The organism is Arthrobacter sp. AQ5-05, from assembly GCF_003287975.1.
Lineage (GTDB): Bacteria > Actinomycetota > Actinomycetes > Actinomycetales > Micrococcaceae > Paeniglutamicibacter.
In genome coordinates this window covers 14,041-39,322 of record NZ_QMKQ01000012.1, presented here as the reverse complement: position 1 = coordinate 39,322, position 25,282 = coordinate 14,041, and the positions used below count along the sequence as shown (strand labels likewise).

19 protein-coding genes are annotated in these 25,282 nt (G+C 68.4%); 8 read left to right on the top strand and 11 right to left on the bottom strand.

Features of this window, described 5'->3' with window-relative positions:
* Window positions 1-19: 19 nt before the first annotated feature.
* Window positions 20-1,918: a penicillin-binding transpeptidase domain-containing protein gene (locus DQ353_RS11795; RefSeq protein WP_113762949.1), complete on the bottom strand. Its 1,899-nt coding sequence runs from the start codon at window positions 1,916-1,918 to the stop codon at window positions 20-22.
* 153 nt (window positions 1,919-2,071) lie between these two features.
* On the opposite strand from DQ353_RS11795, the gene pheS reads away from it, so the two are divergent.
* The 3 genes from pheS (at window position 2,072) to DQ353_RS21305 (ending at window position 6,221) form a co-directional block, all read left to right on the top strand.
* Window positions 2,072-3,160, top strand: a complete 1,089-nt coding sequence (gene pheS / locus DQ353_RS11790; RefSeq protein WP_113762948.1) for a phenylalanine--tRNA ligase subunit alpha — start codon at window positions 2,072-2,074, stop codon at window positions 3,158-3,160.
* Between the two features lie 3 nt (window positions 3,161-3,163).
* Window positions 3,164-5,704, top strand: coding sequence for a phenylalanine--tRNA ligase subunit beta (pheT, locus tag DQ353_RS11785; RefSeq protein ID WP_113762947.1), 2,541 nt, complete (start codon window positions 3,164-3,166; stop codon window positions 5,702-5,704).
* A gap of 337 nt (window positions 5,705-6,041) precedes the next feature.
* Window positions 6,042-6,221: a hypothetical protein gene (locus DQ353_RS21305; RefSeq protein WP_146755239.1), complete on the top strand. Its 180-nt coding sequence runs from the start codon at window positions 6,042-6,044 to the stop codon at window positions 6,219-6,221.
* Here the strand turns inward: DQ353_RS21305 and DQ353_RS11775 are convergent.
* Window positions 6,218-6,736: an OsmC family protein gene (locus DQ353_RS11775; RefSeq protein ID WP_113762945.1), complete on the bottom strand. Its 519-nt coding sequence runs from the start codon at window positions 6,734-6,736 to the stop codon at window positions 6,218-6,220. The two genes, DQ353_RS21305 and DQ353_RS11775, sit on opposite strands and share 4 nt — an antisense overlap.
* Before the next feature lie 188 nt (window positions 6,737-6,924).
* Entirely contained in the window at window positions 6,925-7,326 is a 402-nt protein-coding gene (locus DQ353_RS11770) for a VOC family protein (protein ID WP_113762944.1), read from the bottom strand.
* Between the two features lie 336 nt (window positions 7,327-7,662).
* Between DQ353_RS11770 and DQ353_RS11765 the strand changes: the two genes are divergently transcribed.
* Window positions 7,663-8,790: a DNA alkylation repair protein gene (locus DQ353_RS11765; RefSeq protein ID WP_113762943.1), complete on the top strand. Its 1,128-nt coding sequence runs from the start codon at window positions 7,663-7,665 to the stop codon at window positions 8,788-8,790.
* 140 nt (window positions 8,791-8,930) lie between these two features.
* On the opposite strand, the gene ppk2 is transcribed toward DQ353_RS11765, so the two are convergent.
* The 3 genes from ppk2 to DQ353_RS11750 form a co-directional block, all read right to left on the bottom strand.
* Window positions 8,931-9,815, bottom strand: coding sequence for a polyphosphate kinase 2 (gene ppk2, locus DQ353_RS11760; RefSeq protein ID WP_113762942.1), 885 nt, complete (start codon window positions 9,813-9,815; stop codon window positions 8,931-8,933).
* A gap of 88 nt (window positions 9,816-9,903) precedes the next feature.
* A complete protein-coding gene (locus DQ353_RS11755) occupies window positions 9,904-11,298 on the bottom strand; it encodes a M1 family metallopeptidase (RefSeq protein WP_113762941.1) in 1,395 nt (464 codons plus the stop codon).
* Complete coding sequence (locus DQ353_RS11750; RefSeq protein ID WP_113763032.1) at window positions 11,295-15,098, bottom strand: Pls/PosA family non-ribosomal peptide synthetase; 3,804 nt, start codon at window positions 15,096-15,098, stop codon at window positions 11,295-11,297. Before DQ353_RS11750 ends, DQ353_RS11755 begins: the two co-directional genes overlap by 4 nt.
* 404 nt (window positions 15,099-15,502) lie before the next feature.
* Here DQ353_RS11750 and DQ353_RS11745 point away from each other — a divergent pair, with 404 nt between their 5' ends.
* Window positions 15,503-16,252 (top strand): 4'-phosphopantetheinyl transferase family protein, encoded by a 750-nt coding sequence (locus DQ353_RS11745; protein WP_181578356.1) that lies wholly within the window; start codon window positions 15,503-15,505, stop codon window positions 16,250-16,252.
* Window positions 16,253-16,335: 83 nt separating this feature from the next.
* On the opposite strand, the gene DQ353_RS11740 is transcribed toward DQ353_RS11745, so the two are convergent.
* From DQ353_RS11740 to DQ353_RS11725, 4 genes are all read right to left on the bottom strand, one after another.
* Window positions 16,336-17,223 (bottom strand): carbohydrate ABC transporter permease, encoded by an 888-nt coding sequence (locus DQ353_RS11740; protein WP_113762939.1) that lies wholly within the window; start codon window positions 17,221-17,223, stop codon window positions 16,336-16,338.
* Window positions 17,223-18,128 carry a carbohydrate ABC transporter permease gene (locus DQ353_RS11735; protein WP_113762938.1) on the bottom strand — a complete coding sequence of 302 codons (906 nt, stop codon included), beginning with the start codon at window positions 18,126-18,128 and terminating at the stop codon, window positions 17,223-17,225. Before DQ353_RS11735 ends, DQ353_RS11740 begins: the two co-directional genes overlap by 1 nt.
* Window positions 18,129-18,220: 92 nt before the next feature.
* Entirely contained in the window at window positions 18,221-19,513 is a 1,293-nt protein-coding gene (locus DQ353_RS11730) for an ABC transporter substrate-binding protein (protein WP_113762937.1), read from the bottom strand.
* A gap of 109 nt (window positions 19,514-19,622) precedes the next feature.
* On the bottom strand, window positions 19,623-20,840 hold the full coding sequence (locus DQ353_RS11725) for an ROK family transcriptional regulator (protein ID WP_113762936.1): 1,218 nt from the start codon (window positions 20,838-20,840) through the stop codon (window positions 19,623-19,625).
* A 271-nt stretch (window positions 20,841-21,111) separates the two neighbouring features.
* Between DQ353_RS11725 and DQ353_RS11720 the strand changes: the two genes are divergently transcribed.
* Complete coding sequence (locus DQ353_RS11720; RefSeq protein WP_113762935.1) at window positions 21,112-21,585, top strand: DUF1990 domain-containing protein; 474 nt, start codon at window positions 21,112-21,114, stop codon at window positions 21,583-21,585.
* Window positions 21,586-21,904: 319 nt separating this feature from the next.
* On the opposite strand, the gene DQ353_RS11715 is transcribed toward DQ353_RS11720, so the two are convergent.
* Complete coding sequence (locus tag DQ353_RS11715; RefSeq protein ID WP_113762934.1) at window positions 21,905-22,873, bottom strand: quinone oxidoreductase family protein; 969 nt, start codon at window positions 22,871-22,873, stop codon at window positions 21,905-21,907.
* A 153-nt stretch (window positions 22,874-23,026) separates the two neighbouring features.
* Between DQ353_RS11715 and argC the strand changes: the two genes are divergently transcribed.
* Both argC and argJ read left to right on the top strand, forming a co-directional pair.
* Window positions 23,027-24,058, top strand: a complete 1,032-nt coding sequence (gene argC / locus DQ353_RS11710; RefSeq protein WP_113762933.1) for an N-acetyl-gamma-glutamyl-phosphate reductase — start codon at window positions 23,027-23,029, stop codon at window positions 24,056-24,058.
* 11 nt (window positions 24,059-24,069) lie between these two features.
* Window positions 24,070-25,233 carry a bifunctional glutamate N-acetyltransferase/amino-acid acetyltransferase ArgJ gene (gene argJ / locus DQ353_RS11705; protein ID WP_113763031.1) on the top strand — a complete coding sequence of 388 codons (1,164 nt, stop codon included), beginning with the start codon at window positions 24,070-24,072 and terminating at the stop codon, window positions 25,231-25,233.
* The last annotated feature ends 49 nt before the right edge of the window (window positions 25,234-25,282 follow it).

The window sequence follows — 25,282 nt, the reverse complement described above, 5'->3', positions numbered from 1 at the left end:
TAGGGGGGGTGCAGCCGGTCTATTGGATCGCCGAAAGGAAACTGGCAAGGATCGGGCCGGCCGTTTGCGCGCCTCCGCTGCCGTCGCCCACGAAGACCGCTACCGCCAGGTCCCCCCGGGCCGCGATGGCCCAGGCGTGGGCATTGCGCTCGGCATCGTATTCCGCGGTGCCGCTCTTGCCGATGGTCTTGGATCCGAGCTTGAGGTCCTTCAGGGTTCCGTGGTCCACGACCTGGGCCATCATGCCGGCCAGCTCCTCGGCCTCGGCCGCCGTCAACGGATTCTTGGGCTTGGGTGCGGCCTCGGGCGCGGGGCTGGTGACCAGGCGGGGTGAGACGGTGGCAGCGTTCTGGACCGAGGCGGCAACCGTGGCCATGCCCAGCGCCGAGGCCTCGACGATGCCCTGGCCGATGCCGTTGGCCGCCAGCTCCGTTCCGGTCGAGTCATCCGGCACCGAGCCCAGGAAGGACGCGGCGCCGGTCGAGGGGCTCAGGTCCAGTCCCAGGGAGGCAGCGGCGTCGGCCAGCGCCGGAGACTTGACCTTCGAGGCGCCTTGCAGGAAAACGGTGTTGCAGGATTGCGCCAGCGCTTCGGACAGCGGGATGCCGCCCAGCGCGCTGGAGGGGTAGCCGTCATAGTTCTTGAATGCCTTGCCGTCCACGGTCATGGTGGCGGGGCACTGGACGGTGGTCTTGGGGGTGTCCCCGGAGCGCAGCATGGCCAGCGCGGTGATGACCTTGAACGTGGAACCGGGAGCGTACTTGCCCAGCAACGCGGTGTTCTGGGCGTTGGACGCGGGACCGGAAGCCGCTGCCAGGATGGCCCCGTCGGAGGGCCGCACCGCGACCAGGGCGCTGTCGGAGGCCGAATCTGCAAGCAGCGACTCGGCCGATTTCTGCAGGTCGCGGTCGAGCGTGGTTTTCAGGTCCTTGCCGTCCACCGCCTCGCGGGACACCAGGGTGGAGACCTCGCGCTTGTCCTTGTCGTAGATGTGGATGCTGTAGCCCTTGGTTCCGGCCAGCGTGTCCTGGTAGGCCTTCTGCAATCCGGAGAGCCCGACCTGTTCCCCGGCGCCGATGGAGCCCTTGGAATCGGCCACGATGTCCGCCGTGGCTTCGCCCACCGAGCCCAGAATGGCCCGGGCAAAGTTCCGGCTCGGTGCCAGCGGCAGCGAATCGGGTTGCGCCAGGACCCCGGGGATGGCGTCGAGCTGCGCATCGGTGACGGTGCGGTCCGCATCGTCACGCAACGTGATGGCCACGACGAAGGCCCGCGGCCCGGCGGCGGCCACGCGCTTGGCATAGGGATCGGCGTCGAGTTCCAGCAGCTTCGCGAGCTTCTTCGCCGAGCCCTCCCACTGCGCCTCGTCGATGGATTCCTTGTTGATCCCGATGCGCAGCACCGGGCGGTCGGTCACCAGGGTCTGGTCCTTGTTGCCCAGGATCTCCCCGCGTGCCGCCGGGGTGGAAGCCCTGGCCACGTATTGGCCGGCCTCGAGCCCGGGCACGGCGATGGACGGGTCGTAGCGCACCAGCCAGGTCTTGGTCTCCGCGTCGAGTTCCAAGGTGGCGGTGCTCTGGTAGGTCCAGTCGGTGTCGGAGGAATCGACGTCCCACACCGTGTTGAAGGTGGCGGTGGCGGTCTTCGGGTCGGCCGAGCCCTCGTCCTCGGTGACCGACTCCAGGGTGACCTTGTGGTCGATGGACCCCAGCGGCTTCAAGGCCCCGTCCAGCTCCGCGGTGGCCGTGGCCGCGTCGGTCCCGGCCAGCGGGACGGCGCCCAGGTCCAGGGACTGCAGGGAGGCGGCCAGCGACTCGGCGGTGGCGTTCGGCGACGGAGGGGCGGAGCAGGCGCCCAGCGAGCCGATCATCAACAGGGCAGCGGCAGGCAGGGCAAAGGTTCGAAGAACTCGCGACATGGGTTCAACTATTGCCTAAGCACTGGTGGCTGTCCACATGCGGGCAGCCCAAAGACGGTGCGCGCCGTGATTCAAGGGTGGCCGGGCCGAGCACCTAGAATGGGGGGAAAGAACCAGATACACAATCAACAGTGAAAAGGGCCGTAGAACCCCATGTCTGAACCCACGAATCCGGAAAAGGACGTCAACGACGCCCACAGCCCGGACGTCCCGCACCCCACCGACGAGGCCGGCATCAATCTTGTGGTGCAGGCGGCGCTGGCCGCCTTTGCCGCGGCAAGCAACCTGGATGGGCTCAAGGCCGCACGCCTGGCCCACACCGGGGAGAAGGCTCCGCTGTCGCTGGCCAACCGCGAAATCGGCCGCCTCGACAAATCCGAAAAGGCCGCAGCCGGCAAGCTCATGGGGGCCTCCCGAGGCCGGGTCAACAAGGCCCTGGCCGAGCGCACCGTGGTGCTGGAGGCCGAGGACGCCGCCCGCATCCTGGTGGAGGAAACCGTCGACGTCACCGCGGCCCCGCGCCGCCGCCGCGCCGGGGCACGCCACCCGCTGTCCACGCTGCAGGACCGCGTCTCGGACATCTTCGTGGGCATGGGCTGGGAAATCGCCGAGGGCCCCGAGGTCGAGTCGGAGTGGTTCAACTTCGACGCCCTGAACTTCGCCCCGGACCACCCGGCCCGCGAAATGCAGGACACCTTCTTCATCGACCCCGTCGAATCGCACCTGCTGCTGCGCACCCACACCTCACCGGTGCAGGTCCGCTCGATGCTCGAGCGCGAGGTGCCGATCTACGTGCTGTGCCCGGGACGGGTCTACCGCACCGACGAGCTTGACGCCACCCACACCCCGGTCTTCCACCAGTTCGAGGGGCTGGCCATCGACAAGAACCTGACCATGGCCGATTTGCGCGGAACCCTGGAGCACTTCGCCCGGCAGATGTTCGGCGAGGACGCCTCCATCCGCCTGCGCCCGAACTTCTTCCCGTTCACCGAGCCTTCCGCCGAGCTGGACATCTGGCACCCGGGTGCCAAGGGCGGGGCGCAATGGATCGAGTGGGGCGGCTGCGGCATGGTCAACCCCAACGTGCTGCGTGCCGCGGGCATCGACCCGGAGGAATACTCCGGGTTCGCCTTCGGCATGGGCGTGGAGCGGACCCTGATGTTCCGCAACGAGGTCCCCGACATGCACGACATGATCGAGGGCGATATCCGCTTCAGCGAGCACTTCGGGATGGAGATCTAAGACATGCGTATTCCCCTTTCATGGCTGCGCGAATACGCGCAGGTACCGGCCGATGCCTCGGCCGAAGACGTCATGGCCGAACTGGTCAAGGTGGGCCTCGAGGAAGAGGACGTGCACCGTCCCACCGACGAGATCTCCGGCCCGATCGTCGTGGGTCAGGTGCTCTCCATCGTCAAGGAGGAGCAGACCAACGGCAAGACCATCAACTGGTGCCAGGTCCGCGTCGTGCCCGAGGGCGCCGCCCAGACCCTGACCAATGAGGGCATCGATCCCTCGGGCGTGCAGGGCATCATCTGCGGCGCGCACAACTTTGTGGAGGGTGACAAGGTCGTCGTCACGCTTCCCGGCGCCGTGCTGCCCGGAAACTTCGCCATCAGCGCCCGGAAGACCTACGGCCACCTCTCTGCCGGCATGATCGCCTCCGTGCGCGAACTTGGCATTGGCGATGACCACGACGGCATCTTGGTTCTCTCCCGCATCGGTCTTGACCCCGAACTGGGCGCCGACGCGATGGAACTGCTGGGACTCTACGACCAGGCCGCGGAAATCAACGTCACCCCGGACCGCTCCTACGCGTTCTCGATCCGCGGCGTTGCCCGCGAATTCGCCCACGCCACCAACACCCCCTTCACGGATCCGGCCTCGCTGGTCACCGTGGACGCGGCCACCGGCCCCGGCCACCCGGTCAGGCTCAAGGACGCCGCGGGCATCTACGGCAAGGACGGCTGCGACAGGTTTGTCACCCGAACCGTCACCAACGTGAACCCGGCACTGCCGACCCCGCCGTGGATGGCCAGCCGCCTGTCCCTGGCCGGCATGCGCTCGATCTCCCTGGTCGTGGACATCTCCAACTACGTGATGCTCGAACTCGGCCAGCCGCTGCACTTCTACGACGCCGACAAGCTGACCGGGGCCATCACGGTGCGCCGCGCCAACGCCGGGGAAACCCTGGTGACGCTGGACGCCAAGGAACGCAAGCTGCACGTCGAAGACCTGCTGATCACCGACGAGTCCGGTGCCATCGGCATTGCCGGGGTCATGGGCGGGGCGTCCACCGAGGTGTCCGCCGCGACCTCCACCGTGCTCATCGAGGCCGCGCACTTCGAACCGATCACCATCGCCCGTTCGCGCCGCCGCCACAAGCTGCCCTCCGAGGCCTCGAAGCGTTTCGAACGCGGCGTGGACTGGAAGATCGCCGACGTGGCGGCCCAGCGCGCCGTGGACCTGCTGGTCCAGCTGGCCGGCGGCACCGCCACCACCCTGGTCACCGACGAGGGCACCGCCCCGGAACCCGTCGTGATCGAGCTGCCGGCCGGGTTCGCCTCGGCGCTGATCGGCATCGACTACACCAAGGACCAGGTCACCTGGGCCCTGGGCGAGATCGGGGCGCAGCTCGAGGAGACCGAGGGCGGCTACCGCGTCACCGCGCCGTCCTGGCGTCCGGACCTGGCCACCAAGCAGGACCTGGTCGAGGAAATCGCCCGCCTGGTCGGCTACGACCTGATCCCGGCCACGCTGCCCACGGCCCCTCCGGGCCGCGGCTACTCCCGCGTGCAGTCCCAGCGCCGTCGCGTGGTGCAGTCCCTGGCCGACGCCGGGCTGACCGAGGTGTTGTCCTACCCGTTCGTCACCAAGGCGCAGAACAACACCTTCGGTGCCGCGGAAGCCGGCGAGGTTCCGGCGGTGAAGCTGAACAACCCGATGTCCAGCGAATTCGGCTTCATGCGCACCTCGATCCTGCCGGGCCTGCTGGGCATCGCACGGCGCAACCACGGCCGCGGCTTCCGCGACCTGGCCCTCTACGAGACCGGACAGGTGTTCCTGCCGGGCGAGACCCTGGGCACCGCAACCATTCCTCCACTGGGGGCCAGGCCCTCGGATGCGGAACTGGACGCACTGTACAACGGGCTGCCGCACCAGCCGACGCACCTTGCCGCGGTTCTGACCGGGCACGATTCGCCGGTGGCCGCCGCACACGTCCCGCGTGCCTACGACTGGGCCGACGCACTGGACGTGGCCAAGCTCGTCGGCGACGTGCTGGGCGTGGAGATCGTGGTCTCGCAGGGTGCGCACCAGGCGTTCCACCCGGGCCGCACCGCAGCCCTGGCGCTGCGCAACGGCACGCACATCGGCTACGCCGGCGAGCTGCACCCGAAGCTGCTGGCCGAGCTGGATTTGCCAGAGCGCACCGTGGCCATGGAAATCAACGCGGACGAGCTCTTCGAGGCCGCCGCCGACGTGATCGTGGCCAAGGAAATCTCCACCTTCCCGATTTCCACCCAGGACGTCGCGCTGGTCGTTGACTCGGCCGTTGTGGCCTCGGACGTGCTTGAAACCCTGCGCGAAGGCGCCGGGGAGCTGCTCGAGGACATTGCGCTGTTCGACGTGTACTCCGGGACCGGCATCGAGGACGGCAAGAAGTCGCTGGCCTTCGGCCTGCGCTTCCGCGCCAACGACCGCACGCTGACGGCCGACGAGGCCTCGGAAGCGCGTGCCGCCGCGGTGGCCCTGGCGGCCGAGCGGTTCGGTGCCGTGCAGCGCTAGGTTCCACCAGAGCCATGACGGCCGGCCGCACCCCCGGGAAACGGGGGAGCAGCCGGCCTTTGGCGTTTCCTCAGGCGCTGCCGGCACCGGTGGTGATGGCCCCGATCCCAGCGGCCAGCAAGCCGGGGGTGGGATAGGCGACACCGAGGTCGATCAGCACGGAAATCCGGTTGGGCTTCTCGAGGTTTTACCGAGCACCGGGGGGAAGAACCCCGCGGGCATCTGGATCGCTGCCACCGGGACGCCAGAGCGGGCGATCCAGCCGACCCAGCCCGGGACCTCGAGCTGGATCGGCGAAGGCGGGGATCGTCAGGGACAGGACCAGCCGGACCGCGGCATGGGCTGGCTCGCCGCCGCCGAGGCCGCCGGGATGCCCATGGGGCCCGGGCGGCTCCACGGCTACGCACGGCATGCGATGGCGATCATCGAGATTGAGCCGGCCCAGCTGCCGGGCGCCGACACCTCCCGGGCGGTCGTGTCCTTGGTGCTCGGCACCGCAGCGGGGGAGCAACACTAGGAGCCGGCTGCCTTCTGCTCGAGGACGGTCTCGACGTGCAGCGCGGAGCGCAGCGTCTGGAGCACCACACAGTACTTTTCCGTGGTGGCGATCAGCCCTGCAACCGTCACCGGGTCCGCGTCGGTGTCCAGCGCGAAGGCCAGCCGGATGGACCGGAAGCCCACCGGGGCCTTGGGATCCACGCCCAGGGTGCCGCGCACATCCAGTTCTCCCTCGGCCCGGATGATCCCGGCCACCGCAAGCCCGCGGTTGGTTGCGACCGCGGCCAGGGTGACCCCGGCACATGCCACCAGGGCTTGGAGCAGCAGGTCGCCCGAGCACGCCATCGTTCCGTCGCCGCCGGTGGCCGGATGCAGGCCGGCGGCAACAAGCGCCTGGCCGGTCTGCACGGAGCACGAAACCCCTTCGCCGCCGACGACACCGCTGGCGCTGAGCCTGATGGTTCCGGCTCCGGGCCGCTCCCGGTAAAGCTGCTTGAGCGGCCGTTGTCTGTCGCGCAACGTTTCACTGTCCATGCCGCGGATCTCCTTACCCGGCGCCCCCTGCGGACTTGCCATCTGGGACAAGTGTGCACCCGTCGGGGCGGCGGGCGCTACGTTGCGATTCCGCGGACCGGATGTGCGGCACTCGGCACCACGATCTCGAGCAGCGGGGGTATCGATGTGCGGATCCGCTCGAGCGGCGATGGCGGCAATGGGGGGACTTAGGACTCCGGTTCGTAGCCGATGAGCCAGTGCAGGCCATGGCGATCCACGACCTGGCCATCGGAGGCTCCCCAGGGTTTGGGGGAAAGCGGATCCAGCACGGTGCCGTTCACCGCGAGCTTGTCGAACCATTCGTGGAGGGTGGACGGGGCGGCGGTTCCCAGCAGCGAAAGCATGATGCCTTCGAACCGGACGCTTTTGCCGCCCTTGGGCGTATCCGATCCGGCCACGGCAACGATTCCTTCGAGCTGTCCATGGGCAATGGCATCCGGGGGACCGTCGGTGCGGCCAAACTCCTTGTAGGTGTACAAGGAGAGTTTTCCGCCGAAGACTTCCGCGTAGAAACCGAGGGCTTCACGCGCGGTGCCGGGAAAATTGACGTAGATCTGGGGAGCAGCCATGGGAACATCATACAAATCCTGATGTCTTTTCCATCCCCGAACCTACCGAAGCAACCGGAGATGCGTCCCTCGATCTGCCCTTGCGTCCAACGCCCAGAGCTGCCGATGGCCTTTCCACGGCGAGCCAGGATGGTCCATGATGGAGAGGCACCGGGTGCTCCGGATTCCAACAACGGGCAAGACCTGACCGAGTTGCCCCGAAGCACCCGGAATCCTCCGCTGCCGGGATCCACCGACCGGGCAGGGGAAACGCCGGCATCGGCCGACGGATCAGCGACATCGGTTCTCGTCCCGGGCCGCGGGAGACCATCGAACAACACACCGGAAGGCCAACGCATGCCATTTGCCGACCAATTGATCAACGAGTCGACGGTCCAGGACCTCATCGGGTCGCTGGGCACCGTAGTACCGGACTTGGGCCTGCCCGCGCTGCACCGTGCCGCGCCGCTGATCGAAACACTGGGTTTGCGTGAGCGGGCCGATATGCTGCGCGATGCACTGCTCAACGACCTGCCGGTGGACTACGCCTCCCTGGCCGGCACGATCCGCGCGGCGGGCGAAGATGCGGCCTTCCGCGGCTGGCTGATCTGGCCGGTCACCTCGGCCATCGCCGTCAAGGCCGTCGCGGAGGGCACGCATGGGGCCTTCGACGACGCGATGGCACTGCTGGCCGAGCTCACCGGACGGCTCAGCGCCGAATTCGCCATCCGCACCCTGCTGCGCCACGACCTGGACCGTGCCCTCGAGCTCGTCCTGGGCTGGACAGCCTCGGACGACGTGGATGTGCGACGACTCGCCTCGGAGGGGACCCGCCCCTATCTTCCCTGGTCAATGCGGGTCCCGGAGATCACCGCACGGCCGGGGGCAACGATCCCCGTGCTCGAAGCGCTGTATCGCGACGACGCGGAGTATGTGCGCCGCTCCGTGGCAAACCACCTCAACGACCTCAGCCGCGATGCCCCGGCCCTGGTGGTGGACACCGCCCGGCGCTGGCTGGCCGAGCCGGATGTGAACACGGCCCGCCTGGTGCGCCACGCCCTGCGGACGCTGGTCAAGAAGGGGGATGTGCAGGCACTGGAACTGCTGGGTTTCGGTCCGGTGACGGTCGACGTCGCGGGCCCGGTGCTCGGCAGTGCAAGCATCGGGTTCGGCCACGGCATCGGATTCAGTGCGGTGCTGCACAACCGCGGCGACGAACCAGCCCGCGTGGCGATCGACTACACGGTCTACCACCGCAAGGCCAACGGCGGGCAGACCGGCAAGACCTTCAAGCTTGCCACACGCACCCTCGAGCCGGACGAAGAATTCAAGGTCGGACGCGAACATTCCTTCCGGGCGATCACCACCAGGCGCTACCACCCGGGCATGCACGCAATCAGCCTGCAGGTCAACGGCGTCGAATCGGCACGGGCGGAGTTTGAGCTGCTGCCCGAGTCCGAGGTGCTGCCCCCGGAACGCCGATGAACCGGAGGCCGCGGCCGCAGGGGCGGGTCCCGCCTGTATTGTGGCCGGCACCGCGGGGCGCCCACATCGAAAAGACCCGGGCCGGCAGCGGCCCATCCGGGTCTTCTTGAGGCGTCACGGGAGGGTCTGCCGACCCGCCCCTAGAATTCCTCCCCGGCGGCGATGACCGCGGCGGCCGGACCGACGATGAGCGGATCCGGCGTCCCGACCAGTTCGTGGTCCTTGCCGTCGTAGTCGAACAAGCTCAGCACGTGGCGCATCGCCCCGAGCCGGGCACGCTTCTTGTCATTGGACTTCACCACGGTCCACGGCGCCCAGTCGGTGTCGGTGGACCGGAAGGTCTCCTCCTTGGCCTCGGTGTAGGAATCCCACTTGTCCAGCGACGCCAGGTCGGTGGGGGAGAGCTTCCACTGCCGCACCGGGTCGATCTGCCGGATCGTGAAGCGGGTGAGTTGCTCGCTGCGGGTGACCGAGAACCAGAACTTCACCAGCGTGATCCCGTCGTCGACGAGCTGCTTCTCGAAGGCCGGGGTCTGGTGCATGAAGCGGTCGAACTCCTCGCGGGTGCAGAAACGCATGACCCGCTCCACTCCCGAGCGGTTGTACCAGGAACGGTCGAAGAGGACCATCTCGCCGGCAGCCGGAAGATGCGCGATGTAGCGCTGGAAGAACCACTGGGTGGATTCGCGCTTGCTGGGCTTCTCCAGCGCCACGACACGGGCGCCGCGGGGGTTCAGGTGCTCGGTGAAGCGCTTGATGGTCCCGCCCTTGCCGGCGGCGTCGCGTCCCTCGAAGAGCACCACGAGGCGCCTCCCGGTGGCCTTGACCCAGACCTGGAGCTTGAGCAGCTCGATCTGCAGCAGCCGCTTCTCCAGGTCGTACCGGGAGCGGTCCATGCGCGAGGAATACGGGTAACCCTCGCGCCAGGTGTCCACGACTTCCCCGGCTGCGGTCAACAGCACCGGGTCGTCATCGTCATCGTCTCGGATGGAATAGCCGTGGGCGGCCAAATCAAGCAATTGCATGTCTTGACCGTATGCGGGTCCGGTGAACGGAAGATGAACATCGGGGGGCCGGAAAGGGGAATGTGACCAGGTCCATTGGCCCCCGGTGTCAGGGCGCAGCGGGAGCGGGCAGTGCTGGCAGCGTCTTCCCGAAGAGCCAGGGTTCCAGGAACGCCTCGGCCGAGGGGAAGAGGGGCAGATGCGCGTCGACGTGGTCGCGGAACAGGGCGTAGGTGACGGTCCCGTGGCGCCGGGACCCGGTCCAGGCCCGCAGCATCGCGAAGAAGGCGCGGTCTCCGGCGGCCAGCCGCAGGGCGTGCAGCGTCAGGGCGCCGCGCTTGTAGACCCGGTCGTCGAACATGTCCGCCGGTCCGGGGTCCCCGACGGCGATGTCCTGCTCCAGGGAAGCGAGCAAATCCCAGGCATCCCTGGCACGCGCGTCGGCGCCGGGGCCGCCGGCGGCTTCGGACCAGATCCATTCGGCGTAGCAGGCGAAGCCCTCGTGCAACCAGATGTCTTTCCACGACCCGACGGTCAACGAGTTGCCGAACCACTGGTGGGAGAGCTCGTGGGCGATCAGCCGCTGCTGCTCCCAGCCCGGGGCCAGGTGGTTGTCGCCCAGGATGGAAATCCCGTGCGCCTCCAGCGGGATTTCCAGCTCGTCCTCGGTGACCACGACGGTGTAGTCCGCAAACGGGTAGGGGCCGAAGGCCTCGATGAAGGTTTCCATCATCCGCGGCTGGTCGGCCAGTGCGGCCGCGACCCGGTGCAGTGCCGCGGAGTTGGCGGCCACCAGTTGGGGCACCGGCGCCGGGGCGCCGGCGTGCCGCCCGGCTGCCGCGGCGGAGGTCCCGGCCAGGGAACACAAATCATAGCGGCCGATCTGCAGCGTCGCCAGGTAGGTGGCCATCGGCTCGTTGACCTCATAGGTCCAGCGTTCGCGGCTGGAGCGCCGTTGGCGGTCCACCAGCTTCCCGTTGCTCACCGGGCGGTAACCGGCATCGGTGTTGACGCGGATGCGGTAGGTCGCCTTTTGGCTGGGGTGGTCGTTGCAGGGGAACCAGGTGGGGGCCCCGTTGGGTTGGCCGGCCACAAGCACCCCGTCCTGGAGCTCCTCCCAGCCGACCTCGCCCCAGGTTCCCCGGCGCACGTTCGGGACCCCGCCGTAGCGGATCTCCACGGTGAATTCCTCCCCGGCCGGCACCGGGGAGTGCAGGTGCAGTTCCAGCCTTCCGGCCTTCTGCGTGGACCTGGCGATCTTGGAGCCGTTGACCTGGCAGCGCGAGGCGCGCAGCCCGGAGAGGTCCAGGCCGATGCGCAGCAGCTCGGTGAGGGCCACGGCGGTGATGGTGGCCCGTCCGTCGAGCCGGTTGCCCCCGAGCCTGCAGTCCAGGTCCAGGTCGTAGTGCGTGACGCGGTAGTCGGCGCTTCCGGAGCGCGGCACATAGGTATCCGGGATGAAGGGGGCCGTGGCGCCCGTGTCGTGTGGTGGGGTGTGGCTCATGCGTGCGGCTGGCTCCAGGGTTGGACGGGGTTGCCCATCCAGTAGCTCGACGGGGGAACGGTTTCCCCGCGCATCACCAGCGAGCCCGGGCCCACCGTGGCGCCCGCGGCCAGGGAGGCGGCGGGCAGGATGACCCCGTGCGGGCCCATCGTGGATCCCGCGGAGAGTTCCACCGTATCAATGGCCATGACCCGGTCGTGGAAGAGGTGGGTCTGGACCACGGTGCCGCGGTTGACCGTCGCCGAATCCCCGAGGGTGACCAGGTCGGCCTCGGGCAGCCAGTAGCTTTCGCACCAGACGCCGTGGCCGATCTTCGCGCCCAGGGCGCGAAGCCACCAGACCAGGGCCGGGGACCCGGCGGCGGAGTGGGCGAACCACGGGGCGCAGACCATCTCGATGAACGTGTCAACGACCTCGTTGCGCCAGATGAACGAGCTCCACAGGGCGTGTTCGCCCGGGCGGATGGGGCCGACCAACAGCCACTTGGCAACGACGGCGGAGGTGGCCGCGACGGCGCCTGCCGCCAGCATCACCGCGCCGCTGAGCAACGCGGCAACCTGGTAGCCGTAGTGCGCGGCCAGCAGGTCAAGCAGCACCAGCACCAGGGCCGCGACGCCCACGGTCACGACGACCGGCACGAAGCGGCACAGTTCCCACAGCGCGCGGGCGACCTTCAACCGCGTCGGCGGGGCGTAGGTGAGCGAGTCGTCGGAGGCCACCGCGGTGCGGCGCAGGCGCACCGGCGGGCTGCCCAGCCAGGAGGTCCCGGACTTGGCCTTGGCGGGGGTGGCCGAGAGCACGGCGACCAGGCCGTTGCGCGGCACGCGGCGCCCGGCACCGGCGATGCCGGAGTTGCCCAGGAAGGCGCGCTTGCCGATCTTGGTGCGTCCGACCTTCAGCCAGCCGCCGCCGAGCTCGTAGGTGGCGACCATGGTGTCGTCGGCCAGGAAGGAGCCGCTGCCGATGGTGGTCATCTTGGGGATCAGCAGCACCGTGGAGGCCTCGACGTTGCGTCCGACCTTGGCGCCGAGCAGGCGCAGCCACACCGGGGTGAAGAGCGAGGCGTAAAGCGGGAAGAGCAGGTCGCGGGCCATGTCCAGCAGGCGCTCGGTGGCCCAGACCTGCCAGCCGATGCGGCTGTCGACCCGGTGCCAGCCCTCGCGCAGGCCAAGGCCCAGCAGGCGGGTGGCGACAAGCACCAGCAGCATGTTCAGTCCGAACCACACCAGTGCGGCCGCGGGAACCACCAGCGTGAGCCGGAGCGGGGCGTCGTGCAGCGAGGCCTGGCCGCGCAGCAGCAGCGCGGAGACGAACACGGCGCCGAGGATGGAGAGCAGGGGGATGGCGCCCAGGGCCGAGGACGCGGCGGCGAGCAGGGAGTTGCGCACCTTGCGGGTGCGGAGCGGGGCCTGCGGCCAGGCCGGCTTGGCCTTGCCGCTGCGTTCGGCCGGCGAGCCGGAGTAGGCGGAGAAAGCGCGGGTGGTTCCGGCCAGGGCGGAGCCGGCGGCAAGCTCCACGCCGTCGGCGACCACGGAGCCGGGCATCAGCGTGCTGCGTGCCCCGATGCTGGCCTCGGCGCCGATCTCGACGGCGCCCACGATCAGTCGGTCACCATCGATCCAGTAGCCGGTGAGGTCGACCTCGGGTTCGATGCTGGCGCCGCGGCCCACGGCGAGCAGGCCGGTGACCGGCGGGATCGAGTGCAGCTGCACATCGCTGCCGATCTTCGCGCCCAGGGCGCGGGCGTAGAACTGGATCCAGTGGGCGCTGCCCAGCGAGACGGGATCGGCGAGGTCGGCGATCTGCTGGGCCATCCACAGCCGCAGGTGCACCTTGCCCGAACGCGGGTAGTTCCCGGGCTTCAGGCCGCGCAGCAGCGTGCGGGCCGCCACGACGGACAGCGCCATGCACCCGGGGGAGGAGACGAAGACGAGCCAGAGCGCGGCCACGGCCCACCAGGACAGCCGCGGAGCGTCGGAAAACACGCCCAGGGCCGCGAGCACGTTGTTGCCGGCGGCCAGGTACACGAGCCAGCGCATGCCCACCAGGATGAAGGTGGGGATGCCCATCAGCGTCTGGAAGACCTGGGCGCGCCTGGTGGTGCGTTGAACGGTGCGGGTCTCGGGTGCCTCGCCGCTTCGGGCACCAAGGGCCTCGAGCAGCGACCCGATGCGCGGATGGGAGTAGATCTCGGCCACCGTGACGGTGCGGTAGCGCACGCGCAGGGCGGAGACCAGCTGTGCGGCGGAAAGCGAGCCGCCGCCGGAGGCGAAGAAGTCGGCCTCCAGGGAGCCGACCTCGGTTCCCAGTACCCGGGTCCACTGCTCGAGGACCCAGGCCGCATCGCCGTCCAGCTCCGGCAGCACCCCGGCGGGGCCCGTTCCGGTGGCGCCGGGCAACGGCCAGGGCAGCGCGTGGCGGTCGACCTTGCCGCTGGTCTTGGTGGGCAGGATCTGCACCACGGCCAGCAGCGGGATCAGCGGCGCCGGAAGCACATCGGAAAGCCGGCCGCGCGCGGCAGCGGTGTCGTAGCCCGGGGCGGCGGCCAGGTAGCCGACGAGGATCTGGTTGCCGGCCGCCGTGGTCTTTACCGCGGCCGCGGCCCCGGAAACCCCGGGCAGGGATTGCAGCGCCGCGTCGATTTCGCCGAGTTCGATGCGCCGGCCGCCGAGCTTGACCTGTTCGTCCATGCGGCCCAGGAAAATGAGCCCGGCCGGGTCGGCCTGCACGAGGTCCCCGGAGCGGTAGGCGCGCTCCCAGCCCAGGGTCTCGAAGGGCGCGTATTTCTCCTTGTCCTTGGCCGGGTCCAGGTAGCGGCCCAGCCCGACGCCTCCGATGATCAGTTCCCCGCTCTGGCCCGGGGCCACGGGCAAGCCCGAAGCGTCGACGACCGCAAGGTCCCAGCCCTGAAGCGGCAGGCCGATGCGGACCGGGTCGGTGCCGTCCATTTGCGCGGCACAGGCCACGACGGTCGCCTCGGTCGGGCCGTAGGTGTTCCAGACCTCTCGTCCCGGAACGGCCAGCCGGGCGGCGAGCTCGGGCGGGCAGGCCTCGCCGCCGAAGATCAGCAGCCGCACATTTTCCAGGGCCTCCGCGGGCCAGAGTGCGGCGAGGGTGGGGACGGTGGAGACGACGGTGACCCCTCGGGTCACCAGCCAGGGTCCCAGGTCCATGCCCGAACGCACCAGCGCGCGCGGTGCGGGCACCAGGCAGGCGCCATGGCGCCAGGCCAGCCACATTTCCTCGCAGGAGGCGTCGAAGGCCACCGACAGCCCGGCCAGCACGCGGTCCTCGGCGCCCAGCGGATCACCCGCCAGGAAGATCCGGGCCTCGGCGTCGACGAAGGCGGCCGCCGAGCGCTGGGTGATGGCCACGCCCTTGGGTGTTCCGGTGGATCCGGAAGTGAAGATGATCCAGGCGTCATCGCCCGGCCCGGCGTCGCGGGCGGGCTCCGGGTTGGGCGCTGCGCGCAGGGAGGTGATCGTCCCCTTTTCGCCGATGACAGCTGCAACCCCGGCCTCGGAAAAGACCAGCCGGGCACGTTCCTCGGGATCATCGGCATCGACGGGGACGTAGGCGGCGCCGATCTCCATCGTGGCCAGGATGCCGATGTAGAGCTCGCGGGTGCCGGAGGGGATGCGAATTCCGATGCGGTCTCCGGCACCGAGTCCGGCGGCCCGCAGGCGCTGGGCCATCTCGTCGATGGCCGCCAGCAGATCCGCGTAGGTCAGCGAGCGCTCGCCGTCATCCAGTGCGGGGGCCTCGGGGTGGGCGGACGCACTGGCCGCTAGGATGTCCATGAGGGTGCGGGGCGCCGGGGCCAGCCCGCTGCCGGGGTATTGCGGAGACAAGACGGTGGCGGTGGTTGCCGGGTCTGAAGTGCTGGGTGTCGTATCCACTGCGGCTTTCTTGAAAAGTGGTGCCCGGACTTCCCCGTGCGGGGAGACCCAAGACGCGGGGGCCCTGCCGGGACCCGCGGCGCCGCCGGGGCGCCCGCCACCGCCCGGCCGGCACGTACGCGGCAACCGTATGCAGGGAAGGTTAACGCCAGGCGTACAGAGGGTGAACGACATGGGGTTGTGGGCGAAATGTGCCGCGGATCATGTGCCGCGAAGGCGGACGTGATTCCGGAATCCGCTGCCCGATGCGCCATACTCGAGGCAGCCGGAACCGGCCACCGGGCCAGCACAAGAAGGGGACATGCATGGATGTGCAAGCAGCGCCCGGAGCGGGCATTGGCCCCGGTGCCCCGTGGTGGGCCATTGCCCCGTTGTCCGCCGCCGCGGCGCACCCCGGGGTCAAGCTGCTCCCGGAAGAACTCGCCCGCGCCCGGGGCTACGCCGCCGGGCGCCCGCGCGAGGACTTCGTGGCCGGGCGGATCCTGGCCAGGGTGCTGGCGGCCGAACTCCTGGGCCTCGCCGGGGTGCAGGGCCGGGATGTCCTTCCGGGCGATCTCCAGCTCGCCCAGTGGTGTCCGCAATGCGCCTCCACCGCGCATGGGGCCCCGCGGCTGTGCCTGCCGCACCGCGGGGACCGCTACGCGCTGTCCTACGCCCGCACCGCGGGTTGGCTGCTGCTGGGCCTGGCCCCCGGGCGCGGGCGGCTGGGCGTGGACCTGGCCGATTCGGCCGATGCCGCGTTCGGCCCGGGGGACGGGAACCTGCTCGAGGACTACGCCTACGCACCGGGGGAACGCACCCGGCTTCGGGCGCTGCCGGGCCCGGCACGGCAGCAACTGCGGGCCCGGTGGTGGGCGCTGAAGGAAGCGGTGGCCAAGGCCGCCGGGGAGGGCCTGGCGGGTGAGGGCGGAATCCCGGTGGTTGCCGGGGAGCACCGGCATCCGTTGCTGCGGGCCGCGGGCACGCGCGTGCTCGAGCCGTTGCCGGGAACCCCCGATTCCCTGGGACGCACGCTTCCCGGCACCCTGGTGGCCGGCATCGTCTGGGTGCCCTGAGCATTGCGCCGGACACAAAAAACGTGGGTGCGCCCGCCCCAACGGCGAACGCACCCACGCAGGATATCGAATGGCGGCGGGTCTCAGCCCTTGACCGAACCGCTCATCAGCCCGCCGACGAAGTACTTGCCCAGCAGGATGTAGACGAGAAGCGTGGGCACCGAGGCGATCAGTGCGCCGGCCATGGAGGCCCCGTAGTCGGTGAGCTGGCCGCCTGCCAGGAAGCTCAGCGCGATGGTCACCGGCCCGTTGCGTCCCGAGGAGAAGAACGCGGCGAACAGGTAGTCGTTCCAGGCGGAGGTAAACTGCCAGATGAGCACGACCACGAAGCCCGGGGCGGAGATCGGGAAGATCACCGAGGCGTAGGTGCGCAGGATCCCGGCTCCGTCCATGCGGGCGGCCTCGATGAGTTCGGAGGGCACCGACTCGTAGTAGTTGCGGAAGATCAGCGTACAGATCGGCAGCCCGTAGACGATGTGCAACAGCATCAGCGACGGAACGCCCTGGGGCACCCCGAGGTTGCTCATCAGCTGGGTCAGCGGGATCATGACCGCCTGGTAGGGGATGAACATGCCAAAGAGGATCAGCGTGAACACCACGTTGGCGCCGGGGAACCGCCACTTGGACAGCACATAGCCGTTGATCGAGCCCAGCGTGGCGGAAATGATGGCCGCGGGGACCACCAGGGCGAAGGTGCGCCCCAGGGCCGGGGCCAGCGTGGTCCAGGCCTTGGCCCAGCCGCCGGTTTCCCAGGTGGTCGGCAGGAACCAGGCCCGCGAGGGGTCGGCGTCGGCGCTGCCCTTGAAGCTGGTGATGAACAGGACGTAGGCGGGGATCAGCACGATCACCACGAAGAGCATCAGCAGCGCGTACTTCAGGGTGCGGTTGATCCGGCGGCGGCCCGGGTTCGGGGCGCCCAGGGCCGTCTTGGCGGCCGGGGCCGCGGTGCGGTCAAGGATCGAGGTGGCCATTAGCGCTTCTCCGCTCGCGAGGTGTACATGAGGTAGGGGACCACCACGAGGGCGACCAGCACCAACAGGATCATGCCGATGGCCGCGGCGTCGGCGTAGTCGCTGCCGATGTATTTGACCCACATCATGGTCGCCGGGACCTGGACGTCGTAGGTGTTGGCATCCGGGACGATGGCGCGGATGAGGTCGAAGAGCTTCAGCGACATGTGGCCGATGATGATCACTGCCGAGAGCATCACGGGGTTCAGCTGCGGGAAGATCACGTGGCGGTACAGCTTCCACTCGCTGCAGCCGTCAATGCGCGCGGCCTCGCGCAGTTCCTCGGGGATGCCGCGGAATCCGGCCAGGAACAGGGCCATGACGTAGCCGGAAAGCTGCCAGATCGCCGGGACCGCGATGGCGGCGATGCCCCAGGTGGGGTTGGACCACCAGTCGTTCTGCATGAAGCCCAGTCCCACGGAGTCGAGCAGCCGGTTCAGGCCGGTGGTGCGCTCGCCGCCGGGCTGGTCGGTCTGCAGGGAAGAGAGCAGCCAGCGCCACACCACGCCGGAGGCGATGAAGGAGACCGACATGGGGAAGAGGTACACGGCGCGGAAGAAGCCCTCGCCCTTGGCGGGCTTGTCCAGCATCCAGGCCCAGAGGAAGCCGAAGATCAGCGTTCCGCCCAGGAAGACGATGGTCAGGATCAGCAGGTTCCACAAGGAGTGCTGGAAGTTTGGGTCGGCCAGCAGGTTGGTGTAGTTCTCGAAGCCGACGTACTTGTTGCTGGGCTTGGCCGTGTGCTGGTTGGTCAGGCTGACCCGGAAGTTTTCGATGATCAGCCAGTAGACGAACACGCCAACCAGGATGATGGTGGGTGCCAGGAGCAAGAGTCCCGGTCCCCAATGTTTTACGCGCCTAAGCATGGTTTCCTCCCTGGGGAAATGGGCGCCGCATGGAGACGGGGGCGGTTGCTGCCGGATCGGCTGCGACCGCCCCCACATCCATGGTGGTGTTGTTACTTGGCGAACTTCTCGGCAGTGGCTGCCGCCGCGTCCTGAAGGGCCGCGACGTTGCCGTCGCCGCCGAACTTGCTGACCGCGGTGCTCAGCTCGTTGAGCCAGGCCACCGGAACCGCAGCGCCGTGGGCAAGGGAAGAAACGATCTTGTCCTGGGAGAAGTCCTTGATGGCGCTCTTCTGGTAGTCGGAGAAGTCATCGGTCTTGGCGGTGGTGTTCGCCGGGATCGATCCCTTGACCTTGTTGAATGCCGTCTGGCCCTCGGCCGAGCCGATGGTGCTCAGCCAGGCCTTGGCACCGGCCGGGTTGGGCGCGCCCACCGGCAGAGTGAAGGAGTCTGCGAGGAAGTTGAAGACCCCCGCGGTTCCCGGCATCGGGAAGTAGGAGTAGTCGGAGCCGGCCTTCTTGCCGTCCTGAGCGAACTTGGCCTCGGCCCAGTCGCCCATGAGGTTGTAGGCGGCAGCCCCGTCCTCGACCAGCTGCGTGGCCGGGGCCCAGTCGCTGAGGGAGTCGCGGTCGGAGTTGGTGTAGCTCAGCGTCTTCTTGTAGGCCTCGATGGCCTTGGTGACGTCCGCGCCCTTCCAATCGGTCTGCCCGTCCCACAGCCCGTTGTAGCCGTCGACGCCCAGGGAAGAGAGCAGGACGTTTTCGAACAGCTGGGTCTGGGTCCAGGTGCCGGCAACCGCCAGCGGGGTCTTGCCGCTGGCCTTGATCTTGTCCATGTCGGCGAACCAGCCCTCGAGGCTGTCTGCCGGCTTGTTCGGGTCGACCCCTGCCTTCTTCAACACCTCGACGTTGGCCCACACCACGTTGGAGCGGTGGATGTTGGAAGGGACCGAGTAGATCTTGCCGTCAACGGTGAGCCTGTCGACCAGGTCCTTGGGGAACTGGTCGGTGAGCTTGTTCTCGGCGTAGAAGCCGGTGAGGTCCTCGAGCTGGTCGGCGTCGATGTAGTCCTGCAACTCGGCACCGGCGTGTGCCTGGAAAGAATCCGGCGGGGTTCCGGCCTTGAGCTGTGCGGCAAGCACGCTCTTGGCCTGGGATCCGGCGCCGCCGGCAACCGCGAGGTTGTCGAAGGTCAGGCCGGGGTAATCGGCCTTGAAGACGTCAACCAGGGCGTCAAGCCCGGCCTTTTCGGAGCCGTCGGCCCACCAGGTGAACACGCCGACCTCGCCGGTGGCCTCGCTGGCCGGTGCCGCCGAGTCGGCGGGGGCCTGTCCGGAGCCGCCACACCCAGCGAGAGTGAGTCCCAATGTCGCGGCCGCTGCAATCAATGTAAGACTACGGCGCATGTCTGCCTCCAAGAGTTGTTTGAAAATGTGTGAAATTGTCTAAAAGTGTCTCAGTGCTACCTAATGGTTACCCGCATCACACCTTGGCGTCAACTACTGAACGCAATCTTCACCGACTTGTTGCCTTCCGCGGGTCTGGGGAATGCCCTGTCGCGCCCTGGCGAAGCACCAGCGCGACCGCGCCGAGTGCCTCGGCGCGGTCGCCGAGCATGGACATGTGCAGGGACGTGTTTTCGCCGACCACCGGAATTGCGTGGCGGTTCAGGCCACGGCGGATGGGGTCCAGGAGCAGCTCGCCCAGGGGCGCCAGCGGTCCGCCGATGACCATGGCCTCGGGATTGATCAGGTTCGCAACGTTCGCCAGCGCGTGCCCGACGGCGACCCCCGCGTCGTCGATGACCCGCAGCGTGGCCGAGTCGCCGGCCAGGGCGCGCTTGATGATGTCGTCCACCGTGATTGTCCGGCCCTCGGCGTGGCCGAGCATTTCGGTCATGGTGTAGGTCGAGGCCACGGTTTCCAGGCAGCCCCGGTTGCCGCAGCGGCAGATCAGGCCCTGGTCGAAAATGGTCGAATGCCCGATCTCGCCGGTGATCCCCAGATGCCCGTAGTACAGCGACCCGTTCAGGATCAGGCCCGAGCCGATCCCGCTGCCGATCTTCAGGAAGCACAGGTTGGCGCAGGCCTGGTGCTCGCCCCAGGTGACCTGGGCCAGCGCCCCAAGGTTCGAGTCGTTGTCAATGATGACGGGGATCCCCAGTGCGCCGCGCAGCTGTCCTGCGATGTCGATGCCCACCCAGTCGGGCAGTATGGCTCCATGGATCACCCGATTGGTCCGGTGGTCGATGGGCCCGGGAACCCCGATCCCGGCACCCAGCAGCTGCCGGGGGTTGGTGCCGGTGCGCTCGCAGGCCTCGGTGAGCATCCGGGCGGCAATGGCGATGCTGTCCTCAACCCGGTGCCCGATGGGCAGCGCGGCGGAGGATTCGTCGAGCAGGCGGAATCCGGGCCGGGCCAGGACCACGCGTACGTGGCTGCGCCCGAAGTCGATGCCGGCGGCCACGTCCGCCACGTCCAGGAGGCTCACGCCCAGGGCCCGGCGGCCCGAGCTGGTGACGGTGGCTGTTTCCACGCGGTTCTGCGCGGCCAGGGTCTTGACGATGTTTGAGACCGTTGCGGTGGACAGCCCGGTGACGCGCGCCAAGCCTGCCTGGGTCAGTGTTCCGTGGGAGGCCAGGGTGTCCAGGATGCGCTGCTCGTTGAGCTTGCGCAGGGCTGATTGGGAACCAGGGTTTGCTCGTCCGGGTTTGGCGCGTGGGGCGTCGGTCATGCAATGAAGCTTGCGTCACATATCGATTGCAGTCAAGAGGTTAACACAAAATATTCGGTTGAAGCGTTTTTCTTGAATGCATGGCCTTGATTTCTTGCGTTCATGGACCGCGGGCGGGAGATGCGGATGAATGGTCGGCACGGGATGCGCACCGCAGGGTGGCGGGGGACGGCTCTGCAGGCGACGCCGATTCCGCACGGCAGCGGACTGTAGTAAGAATGTTCCAGGGGCATCCGGTCGGTGCCCGCGGGCACCACGAAGAGGATGGCGCATGACGAATCCGGATCTTGGGCTTTGGCCACCGAGTGATGGGAAGTACCGTCGCTCGGAAGCCTCGTCGGTCATTGGGACCGGGGACCAGGTGTGGGAACGGTCCATTGCGGAGGTGTTGCGCTGGGGAGTCAAGACGGCCAGCGGCTTCACTGTGGGCTCCTCCGCTACGGTGAGAGCGGGCGACCGCGTGGAAGTCACGGCGCGCCTATTCGGCGTTGGCATCATTGAGCCGGTGGAGGTGGTGGCCGTCGTGGATGAGCCTGATCGGGTCGGATTCTCCTACCGCACCCTGCCCGGGCACCCGGTCAGTGGCGAGGAAGCGTTCATGGTCAGCCGGCACGGAGACGAAGTGCGCCTCACGGTGCGATCCCTCACTCGTGCTGCACCGCAGCAGCCTTGGCGGGCACTGTTCCCCTTGCTCCTGATCGTGCAGGGCATCGTTCGCCGGAGGTATCTTCGTGCCTTGCGTTAGCCGCTTTCGCATCCGGGTCCCAGGGCGGCAGGTCGCCCCGGGCGCTTAGGCGCCGAATGTCTCAGTCGATTCCGTTCGACCACCGCGCCAATAGCTCCCCGCCCGGTCAACTCCGCTACCATCGGCCGACCTTGGGACAGGTCCTTCATGGGTAACGGGGCGCAGCAGGTCCCGGACGACTGCCTCTTTCTTCAGGTCCTTGGCATCCGACTTGGAGTGGCAGTTTGCCCATGGGAAAGTCTGCCGATGTGGTTTCCTTAGCGCCGTACGCCGTACGCCGTACGTGGCCCGACGGCGTGCGGCAAGTGCTGGTTTGCGGTTACGGAACCAGGATGACCTTGCCGGTGGTGGCGCGGGATTCGAGGGCCGTGTGCGCGGCACCGGCCTCGGCCAGCGGGAAGCGGGCGCCGATCCTGACATTGAGCTTGCCGTCGGCGACCAGGCCGAAGATCTCTCCCGAGCGCCAGCGGCGCTCCTCGGCGTCGAGCAGGAAGTCGCCGATCTTGGGTCGGGTCACGGTGAGTGAGCCGTGTGCATTCAGGCGTTGCAGGTCAAAGGGCGGGACCTGGCCCGACGCCCCGCCAAAGAGCACCAGGGTGCCGCGTATTTTCAGGGACTCGAGGGACCCGTCGAAGGTGTCCTTGCCGATGCCGTCGTACACGACATCCACGCCGCGACCCCCGGTGATTTCGCGGACGCGTGAAGGGACCTCGTCGTAGCCCAAGACATGGTCGGCACCTGCGCCGCGCGCCAATGCCGCCTTTTCCGGGGTCGAGGTGGTGGTGATGACGGTGGCCCCGCGCAGTTTGAGCAGCTGGATCAGCAGCAGGCCCACCCCGCCGGCCCCGGCATAGGTCAGCACGGTGTCCCCGGGCTGCACGTCGTAGCTGGAATTCACGAGGTAGTGGGCGGTGATGCCCTGCAGGGGAAGCGCGCCGGCGACATCCAGCGCGACGTTTGCGGGAACCGGCAACGCCTTCTCGGCATCCAGCAGGGTGTAGTTGGCGTACGCCTTGGACCCCTCGGTGGTGGCCACCCGGTCGCCGACGGCGAAGCCGGTGACGCCGTCCCCGACGGCCTCGACAATGCCCGCGTATTCGCTGCCCGGGATGAAGGGGTACTTGACCTTGTAGACCCCCGAGCGCTGGTAGGTTTCGATGAAGTTCACGCCCACGGCGGCGACCTTTACCAGCAGCTGCCCGGCATGCGGAGAGGGGGTTTCCGAGGAAACATAGTCGAATACTTCGGGCCCGCCGGCCTGGCGGGCGATAATTGCATGGGGACTCACGTGCGCAACTCCTTGGTCAGCTCTTGGTTTTGACACAACCCTAGCGTTCGACCTCGTAACCTCCAGGCCAGGTGGCGGGGATGTTGCGTGATGGGACACCCCATTGTGAATATTTATTAGCAATCATGCATAAATGCGTAGTAGGGTTGGTTCATGACGATTTCAGTAGCTGTATCCGGAGCCAGTGGGTATGCCGGCGGCGAGGTCTTGCGCTTGCTGTCCAATCACCCGGACGTAACCATCGGGGCCATTACCGCCCACTCGAATGCCGGGCAGCGACTGGGCGAACTCGCCCCGCACCTGCATTCCCTGGCCGACCGCATCCTGGTGGAAACCACCGTCGAGCAACTGAGCGGACACGACGTCGTGTTCCTGGCCCTGCCGCACGGGCACAGCGCCGAAATCGCCTCCCAGCTCCCGGCCGAGACCCTGGTCATCGACGCCGGAGCGGACCACCGCCTCGAATCGCCCGAGGCCTGGGAAAAGTTCTACGGTTCGGCACACGCCGGAACCTGGCCCTACGGACTGCCCGAGCTGCCCGGGGCCCGCGCCAAGCTCGTGGGCGCCAAGCGCATCGCGGTGCCAGGCTGCTACCCGACCTCGGTCCAACTGGCCCTCGTGCCGGGCTTCGCCGCGGACCTGCTCGAGCCCGACGACGTCGTGGTGGTCTCCGCCTCCGGAACCTCCGGCGCCGGCAAGAGCGCCAAGGTCAACCTCATCGGCGCCGAGGTCATGGGATCGATGAACCCCTACGGCGTGGGCGGGTCCCACCGCCACACCCCGGAAATGGAACAGGGCCTGTCCAATGCGGCAGGGGTCCCGGTGACGGTCTCCTTCACCCCGACCCTGGCCCCGATGCCCCGCGGCATCCTCACCACCGCCACCGCGAAGGTCAAGCCCGGCGTGGACGAGGCAACGCTGCGCGCCGCCTGGGTGGCAGCCTACGCCGACGAACCGTTCGTGCACGTGCTGCCCGAGGGCCAATGGCCCGCGACCTCCTCGGTCATGGGCTCGAACCACGCCCAGATCCAGTTGGCCTTCGACCCGCACGCGGGCCGCGTGATCGTCTCCACCGTCATCGACAACCTGACCAAGGGCACCGCCGGCGGCGCCGTCCAATCCATGAACATCGCCCTGGGCCTGAACGAAACCGCCGGCCTGGCATTTGAAGGAGTAGCACCGTGAGCACCGCACCGATGGGAATCACCACCCCGGCAGGCTTCGATGCCTCGGGCATCACCGCCGGGCTCAAGGCCTCGGGAAACCCGGACCTGGCCCTGGTGCGCAACAACGGCCCGCGCTTCGACGCCGCGGCCGTGTTCACCTCCAACCGCGTGGCAGCCGCCCCGGTGCACTGGTCCCGCCAGGTCATCACCGACGGACGCGCCGACGCCGTGGTGCTGAACTCCGGCGGCGCCAACGCCTGCACCGGCCCCGAGGGCTTCGCCAACACCCACGCCACCGCCGAGCATGTCGCCACGGTGTTGGGCGTTTCCAGCGGTGACGTGCTGGTGTGCTCCACCGGGCTGATCGGCGAGCAGCTGCCGATGGACAAGATCCTGCCCGGCGTCGACGCCGCGGCCGCCGCACTGGGCACCGGCAACGAGTTCGACGGCGGCTCCGTCGCAGCCACCGCCATCATGACCACCGACACCGTGTCCAAGCAGGCCGGATTCACCGGCACAGGCTACTCGATCGGTGCCATGGCCAAGGGCGCTGGCATGCTCGCCCCCGGGCTGGCCACCATGCTCGTGGTCATCACCACCGACGCCGTGCTGGATCCCTCCCAGCTGGACGCCGCGCTGCGCGAGGCCACCCGGGTGAGCTTCGACCGCGCCGATTCAGACGGCTGCATGTCCACCAACGACACCGTCATCCTGATGTCTTCCGGCGCTTCCGGCACCGTCCCCGACCTCGCGGAGTTCTCCGCCGGACTTGGGGCAACCTGCGTGGAGCTGGCCAAGACGCTGATCTCCGACGCCGAGGGCGCGGCCCACGAGATCACCATCCGCACCTTCAACGCGGCCACCGAGGACGAGGCCGTGGAGGTCTCGCGCACCGTGGCGCGCTCCAACCTGTTCAAGACCGCGATCTTCGGCCAGGACCCCAATTGGGGACGGGTGCTCTCCGCGGTCGGGACCACCCAGGCGGCCTTCGAGCCCGACGAGCTGAACGTGTCCATCAACGGCGTGCAGGTCTGCCGCAACGGCGGGGTGGGCGACGACAGGAACCTGGTGGACCTCAGCGGCCGCCAGGTGCTCGTGGAAATCGACCTGAACGCCGGGACGGCCGAGGCCAGCCTGTGGACCAACGACCTGACCCACGACTACGTCCACGAGAACTCCGCCTACAGCAGCTAGATGGCGCTTTTCGCCCCTTCGACCCAAACGTTCCAGTGAGGATCACCCA

Bases quoted from the DNA above. Each gene is read 5' to 3' on its own strand.
- DQ353_RS11795 (WP_113762949.1), bottom strand. From the start codon at position 1,918: ATGTCGCGAGTTCTTCGAACCTTTGCCCTGCCTGCCGCTGCCCTGTTG.
- pheS (WP_113762948.1), top strand. From the start codon at position 2,072: ATGTCTGAACCCACGAATCCGGAAAAGGACGTCAACGACGCCCACAGC.
- pheT (WP_113762947.1), top strand. From the start codon at position 3,164: ATGCGTATTCCCCTTTCATGGCTGCGCGAATACGCGCAGGTACCGGCC.
- DQ353_RS21305 (WP_146755239.1), top strand. From the start codon at position 6,042: ATGGGCTGGCTCGCCGCCGCCGAGGCCGCCGGGATGCCCATGGGGCCC.
- DQ353_RS11775 (WP_113762945.1), bottom strand. From the start codon at position 6,736: ATGGACAGTGAAACGTTGCGCGACAGACAACGGCCGCTCAAGCAGCTT.
- DQ353_RS11770 (WP_113762944.1), bottom strand. From the start codon at position 7,326: ATGGCTGCTCCCCAGATCTACGTCAATTTTCCCGGCACCGCGCGTGAA.
- DQ353_RS11765 (WP_113762943.1), top strand. From the start codon at position 7,663: ATGCCATTTGCCGACCAATTGATCAACGAGTCGACGGTCCAGGACCTC.
- ppk2 (WP_113762942.1), bottom strand. From the start codon at position 9,815: ATGCAATTGCTTGATTTGGCCGCCCACGGCTATTCCATCCGAGACGAT.
- DQ353_RS11755 (WP_113762941.1), bottom strand. From the start codon at position 11,298: ATGAGCCACACCCCACCACACGACACGGGCGCCACGGCCCCCTTCATC.
- DQ353_RS11750 (WP_113763032.1), bottom strand. From the start codon at position 15,098: ATGGACATCCTAGCGGCCAGTGCGTCCGCCCACCCCGAGGCCCCCGCA.
- DQ353_RS11745 (WP_181578356.1), top strand. From the start codon at position 15,503: ATGGATGTGCAAGCAGCGCCCGGAGCGGGCATTGGCCCCGGTGCCCCG.
- DQ353_RS11740 (WP_113762939.1), bottom strand. From the start codon at position 17,223: ATGGCCACCTCGATCCTTGACCGCACCGCGGCCCCGGCCGCCAAGACG.
- DQ353_RS11735 (WP_113762938.1), bottom strand. From the start codon at position 18,128: ATGCTTAGGCGCGTAAAACATTGGGGACCGGGACTCTTGCTCCTGGCA.
- DQ353_RS11730 (WP_113762937.1), bottom strand. From the start codon at position 19,513: ATGCGCCGTAGTCTTACATTGATTGCAGCGGCCGCGACATTGGGACTC.
- DQ353_RS11725 (WP_113762936.1), bottom strand. From the start codon at position 20,840: ATGACCGACGCCCCACGCGCCAAACCCGGACGAGCAAACCCTGGTTCC.
- DQ353_RS11720 (WP_113762935.1), top strand. From the start codon at position 21,112: ATGACGAATCCGGATCTTGGGCTTTGGCCACCGAGTGATGGGAAGTAC.
- argC (WP_113762933.1), top strand. From the start codon at position 23,027: ATGACGATTTCAGTAGCTGTATCCGGAGCCAGTGGGTATGCCGGCGGC.
- argJ (WP_113763031.1), top strand. From the start codon at position 24,070: ATGGGAATCACCACCCCGGCAGGCTTCGATGCCTCGGGCATCACCGCC.